This is a genomic window from Isoptericola sp. NPDC057191 (genome assembly GCF_042670225.1).
Lineage (GTDB): Bacteria > Actinomycetota > Actinomycetes > Actinomycetales > Cellulomonadaceae > Isoptericola.
This window is the reverse complement of the sequence record NZ_JBHUWC010000231.1, coordinates 1-5,440: the sequence shown is the minus strand read 5'-3', so window position 1 is coordinate 5,440 and position 5,440 is coordinate 1. Positions and strand designations below refer to the sequence as shown.

Annotated in this window: 4 protein-coding genes; 1 reads left to right on the top strand and 3 read right to left on the bottom strand. The window is 75.0% G+C overall.

Going from position 1 to position 5,440, the window contains the following annotated elements:
- Positions 1 to 81: 81 nt before the first annotated feature.
- Genes ACFT55_RS18835 through ACFT55_RS18825 form a run of 3 tightly spaced genes read right to left on the bottom strand, consistent with a single transcriptional unit; the run spans position 82 to position 3,490 of the window.
- Positions 82 to 1,032, bottom strand: a complete 951-nt coding sequence (locus ACFT55_RS18835) for a tetratricopeptide repeat protein (protein ID WP_380245377.1) — start codon at positions 1,030 to 1,032, stop codon at positions 82 to 84.
- A 23-nt stretch (positions 1,033 to 1,055) separates the two neighbouring features.
- Positions 1,056 to 2,072 carry a hypothetical protein gene (locus ACFT55_RS18830; protein ID WP_380245376.1) on the bottom strand — a complete coding sequence of 339 codons (1,017 nt, stop codon included), beginning with the start codon at positions 2,070 to 2,072 and terminating at the stop codon, positions 1,056 to 1,058.
- Positions 2,069 to 3,490, bottom strand: coding sequence for a hypothetical protein (locus tag ACFT55_RS18825; protein WP_380245375.1), 1,422 nt, complete (start codon positions 3,488 to 3,490; stop codon positions 2,069 to 2,071). Before ACFT55_RS18825 ends, ACFT55_RS18830 begins: the two co-directional genes overlap by 4 nt.
- 306 nt (positions 3,491 to 3,796) lie before the next feature.
- Between ACFT55_RS18825 and ACFT55_RS18820 the strand changes: the two genes are divergently transcribed.
- Complete coding sequence (locus tag ACFT55_RS18820) at positions 3,797 to 5,404, top strand: hypothetical protein (protein WP_380245374.1); 1,608 nt, start codon at positions 3,797 to 3,799, stop codon at positions 5,402 to 5,404.
- The last annotated feature ends 36 nt before the right edge of the window (positions 5,405 to 5,440 follow it).

Genomic DNA, 5,440 nt, shown 5'->3' with positions numbered 1-5,440 from the left:
GGACCTGATCCTCAAACGAGCCGTTTGAGGATCAAGTCAGCACGCACGATTCCAGCGCGGGGTCAGTAGTCCAGCGCGGGGTCAGTACAGGCTGATGGCCAGGCGCTGCCGCGCCTTGACCACGCGGGGGTCGGTCGGCCCGACGATCTCGAAGTACTCCACGAGACGCACGCGGAGCTTCTCCTTGGTGTCCGCGTCGGCGCCGGGCAGCAGCTCGAGCAGGCGGGCGAACGCGTCCTCGACCTTGCCGCCGAGCATGTCCATGTCCGCGACGCCGAGCTGCGCGTCGACGTCACCGGGGGCGTCCGCCGCCGCCGTCCGCACGTCCTGCAGGTCGGCGTCGCGCGTGCGCTGCAGCAGCCGCACCTGGGCGAGGCCCGCGACGGCCAGGGCGTCCTTCGGGTCCTGCTTGATGGCCTTCTCGTAGGCGGCGACCGCGGTGTCGAGGTCGTCGCGCTCGATCGCGTCGTACGCCTCCTGATGCAGCGGCGGCAGCGGCTCCTCCACGGGCTCGGCCTCGGCCTCGGCCGGCGCCTCGCCCTCGCCGCCCTGGGCGGGGGCACGGCCGGTGACACCGTTCTGCTCGGCGGCGGCGAGCACCTGGTCGAGGACGCCTCGCACCTGGTCCTCGGGGGCTGCGCCCTGGAAGAGCGGCAGCGGCTGGCCCTGCAGCACGGCGACGACCGTCGGCACGCCCTGCACCTGGAACGCCGCGGCGACCTGCGGGTACGCCTGGGCGTCGAGCCGGCCGAGCAGGAACCGCCCGGCGTACTCCTCGGCGAGACGCCCGAGGAGCTCGCCCAGGTCGGCGTTCGCCTTGTCGGTGGGGATCCACAGGAGCATGACCACCGGGAACGTGGTCGAGTCCTGCACCACCTGCTGGAAGTTCGCGTCCGTGACGTCCAGCACGTAGCCGCCGGCGGACGGCGCCCCGCCGGGCTCCCCCGGGGGCGGCGACTGGGGGCGGTTCAGCGCCGACAGGTCGACGGCACCGCGCACGGCGAAGGACGGATCGGGGGTGGCGTTGGTCATGGCGTCATCCTAAGAGCGGAGCGTCAGTTCGAGGCCGCCGTCGCGACGTGCGAGTACCCGAGCGGCCGGATCTTCTCGTCCGAGCCCTTCGGGGGCACGTACAGGGCCACCATGTCGGTGTACTCGGTCTTCAGCACGTTGGTCGGGTCGGCGTCGCCGAGCAGGGCCTTCTGCGTCTGCGAGAGCGCCGGGACCTTGGCCTCTTCCTCCGCCTCGACCTTCGCCGTCCCGTCGAGGACGCCCATCACCAGCGCGCCACCGTCGACCGTGCGCACGGACCGCACGTCGTCCTTGCGCGCCACGAACTTCTTCGAGTACTTCGTCCCGGACTCCTCGAACCCCGGGACGTCCTTCCACGCGGCCTCGTCCGCGGCCACGGCGGCCGTCAGGTCGGCGTCCGGCAGGGTGAACTGCTTGGCGAACGACGACTTCTTCGCCCCGAGGGTGACGATGTCGGCGTACTGCGCGAGGGCGTCGACGGGCGACGCGGCGAGCGAGTCGTCGTCCTTCGCCACCGCCTCCGATCCGATCGCGGGGTCGGCGAAGTACGGCATCTGCTGCCCGGGGATGAGCTGCACCCAGGACCACATCTTGTAGTTCTCGCGGGCCGAGGCCTGCTCGAACGCCACCAGGCGGGGCGTCTCGAGCTTCTCCGTCGCCTGCGTGATCGAGAAGCTCGTGCGCGGCCACCCCTCGGTGGTCGGGATGATCATCTGCTGGGACTCGCTCGGGATGTCCGTGACGAACTCGGCGTTGTCGCGCTCCTTCGCCACGGCGAGCTGGCTGGCGCGCACCTCGTAGGCGGGCCCGGTCACGCGCGGCTTCAGGTCCGTGCCCTTCTTGGCCTTGTCCGCCGCGTCGACCGTCTTCGCGACCGCGGCCGCCACCTGGGTGTCCTGGTCCTCGGTGAGCGCGGGCCGGCTCGACGCCGGGTCGGGCGCGGGCTGCGGGAGCTCCTGGGCGCAGCCGGCGAGCAGCGCCGAGGAGACGACGACGGCGCTCGCGACGGCCAGGCCGCGGCGGGTGGTACGGCGGTTCATCGGTTCTCCCCGTCGGTGTCGGTCGGGCGCTGCTCGGCGCCGTCGGCGCCGTGGCCGGTGCGGCCCGGGTCGCCGAAGCCCCAGGTGGCGCGCCAGGCGGCAGCGCGGCCGGTGGGCGTGGCCAGGTCCGGTCGGGCGTCGCCGTCCGCCTCCGCCGGCGCGGCCTGCTGCGGGCGCACGGCGGGGATCGAGCCGGTGATGGCGCGCAGCATGCGTGTCATCCCGCCCTGCTCGGCGGCCCGGCGAGCCTCCTCCTGGGCGCGCAGCTCGCGGCGGGTCATGCGCAGGGCCCCGGTGGCGGTGGTGGGCTCCTCCGACGCTGCCGGCTCCGCCGACGCGGGCTCGTGCGGCGTCGGCTCGGCCGGGACCGGCGCGTGCGCGGTCGGCCCCGCCGCGAACGGGGCGACGGCGGTGGCGGACGCGTGCTCGGCGGGTTCGGCGGGCTCGGCGGGCGAGGCACCCTCGACGAGGTCGTCACGCTGCCGGCGCCGGGACCGACGCAGCAGGCGGCCCGCGAGGGGCACCTCCGCGGTGCCCGCGGCGTCGCGCGCCGTCCCGTCCTCCGGTGCCGCGCCGTCCTCCGGTGCCGCACCGCCCTCGGGCCGGTCCGCGCCCGGCTCCCCGGTCGGCGGGGACGTGGGAGTGCCCGCGGAGTCGTCGGTGGGCCGCACCGGGGCGAACGGGCCGGCCGACGGGCCGCCGAACGGGGCGGCGTGCGCCTCGTCGTCCGCCGCCGTGCCGGGCGGGTCGAGGCGCCCGTCGCTGTCGGCGCCGTCGGCGCGCTGCGCACGGACCCGGCGGCCGCCGAGCACCAGCAGCACCGCGCCGATCAGCACGAGGACGGCCCCGGCGATGACGCCCGGCCACAGGTAGGGCGTCGCGACGGTGCGCGGCCAGGTGAGCTCGAGGGTGGGCGCCTGCGCGTCCTTGCCGACACCCGCGGCGAGCAGGGTCCACCGACCCGGCCGGTCGCTCCAGCGGAGGGTGACGCTGGTGTCGTCGGAGGCCTCCGCGACCCACATGTCCGAGCCCGAGGGGTCGGGGCCGGTGGCCGGTGCCTCGTCGGTCTTGGCGTCGGCGTCGGCAGGCTTGCCCGCCGTCACGGAGAGGTTCTCCCAGTCGCTGAGGCCGGTCACGCGCGAGGACGGGTCGTTGCCGACCCACCCGGCCACGTCGACGTCGCGGCCGATCGCGAGCGCGACCTTCTGCCCCTCGGGCACGGACGCGCTGATCGTGACGTCGTCGCCGACGAGGCCCAGGACCCCGGGGTCGGTGACGACGAGCGTGCCGTCGCCGGACGGCTTGGCCGTGGCGGCCACCGTGTCGGTGGCGCGCCACACTGTGGCGGAGGCGACACCGAGCGCGGCAGCGACCAGTCCGATGAGGACCAGGACGCCGCCCAGAATGCGTTGCAGCACCGAGCTTTCCCTTCGACGTGGACAGTCCAGCATAGGGACGGCGCACCGAGCTCCGTCCATGTCGCCCCCCTGGCGGGGGGCGGTTCACGAACCCTTCACGACTCGCGTACGTCCGCCGCGCCGCGGCTCCCGGCGGTCGCCACGACCCGCAGCGGCGAGCCGCAACCCGGCCCTCGCGGCGCGACGCCCGGGTGTGAGAAGATGCCTGGCTCGTCCCGTTGGGCAAGTATGTCCCGAGTATCGGCGCCATGGCCGCCCCACTATCCTGACGTGGCCGGGACACCCACCACATACGGAGGTCTGCACGTGTCCGACGAGCGCACGCTCTTCCCGATCACCATGCGCGGTTACGACCGCGCCCAGGTGGACGGTCACATCGCCCGACTCGAGCAGGCTCTGGAGGAGGCTCGTCGGAACGTCGAGAGCACCGACGCGCGCGCCATGCAGATCTCCTCGGAGCTGGCGCTCGCGCAGCGCCAGCTGCGGGAGAACGAGAAGCCCTCCTACGCCGGTCTCGGCTCCCGCGTCGAGCGCCTCCTGCGGTCCGCGGAGGAGCAGTCGACCGAGGTGCTGACCCAGGCCAACCAGCAGGCGGCCGACATCATGGCGCGCGCCAAGCTCTCCGCCGGCCAGGTGCGTTCGCGCGCCGAGTCCGAGGCGTCGGAGCTGCTCGGCAGCGCCCGCCGGGAGGCCGAGGAGATCCGGTCCACCACCGCGGCGGAGGCCGAGGGCACGCTCCTCGCGGCCCAGCGTCGCGCCGAGGAGCTGGTCGGCTCCGCCGAGCGCGAGGCCGCCCTCATCACGAGCACGCTCTCCGCCGAGGAGTCCGAGCGCCGCGCCTCGCTCGAGCGCGAGATCGGCGTCCAGCGCTCCACCGCGGAGCGCGAGACCACCGAGCTGCGCGTCTCCACCGAGCGCGAGACGGCGCAGCAGCGGGCGCAGGCCGCCGCCGAGGCCGCCGCGCTGCGCGAGGAGGCCGACCGCGAGTCGACCGACCTGCTCGAGCGCACCCGCCGCGAGGCCGCCCGCATCATCGCCGAGGCCAAGCACCACGCCGCCGAGGCGTCGGACGCCGTCACGACCGAGCTCGAGCAGCTGCGGGAGCAGGCCCGTGCCGCGCTCGCCGACGCCGAGCTCGAGATCGCGCAGCGGCGCGAGCAGGTCGAGCACGAGGCCGCGGCCCGGCACGAGACGGCACGCCAGGAGACGGACCTCCTCGTCCGTGCGGCCGAGGAGCACGCCGCCGAGGCCGAGCAGCGCGTCGCCCTCGCCCTGCAGCAGGCGGAGAAGGTCCGGGCCGAGTCCGACGCCTACGTGAAGGCCCTCGTGGCGGACGCCCGCCGCACCGCGGACGGCATCGTCGCCGAGGCGCGCGAGTTCACCGAGCAGATGGTCTCGGACGCCCGCGTGGAGGCGGAGAACCACCGGTCCACCGCGCAGCGCCAGCTCGAGGACCTCACGCGCCGGCACGACTCGATCAACTCCTACCTCGAGGAGCTGCGCGGCCTCCTCGGCGCCGAGAAGAAGTCCGCCAAGGGCTCCTCGCGCGCGGCGGCCGAGACCGACGTGCCGCCCGCCCCGGCGCCGGAGGCCGCTGCCGACGAGCCCGCCACCGCCGCTCAGCCGGGCGCCCAGGCCAAGACCGAGGCCGAGACCGAGACCACGGCCGAGATCCCGGCCGAGGACGAGCAGCCGGTCGCCGAGCCGGCGAGGGCCACGAAGAGCGCCAAGGCGGCGAAGAGCACCGGCGCCACGAAGAGCTCCGGCACCACGAAGAACACCCCGGCCGCGAAGGACGCCGAGGCTCCGAAGGGCGCCGGCGCCGCGAAGAGCTCCGAGGCCACCGCGGAACCGGCGTCGGAGGACGCCGAGCCGGACACCGAGCAGCAGGCCCGGGCCGCCTCCCAGGCCTGACCGCCCCGCGCACGACGAGGGCCGGCCACCCCATCG

Bases quoted from the DNA above. Each gene is read 5' to 3' on its own strand.
- ACFT55_RS18835 (WP_380245377.1), bottom strand. From the start codon at position 1,032: ATGACCAACGCCACCCCCGATCCGTCCTTCGCCGTGCGCGGTGCCGTC.
- ACFT55_RS18830 (WP_380245376.1), bottom strand. From the start codon at position 2,072: ATGAACCGCCGTACCACCCGCCGCGGCCTGGCCGTCGCGAGCGCCGTC.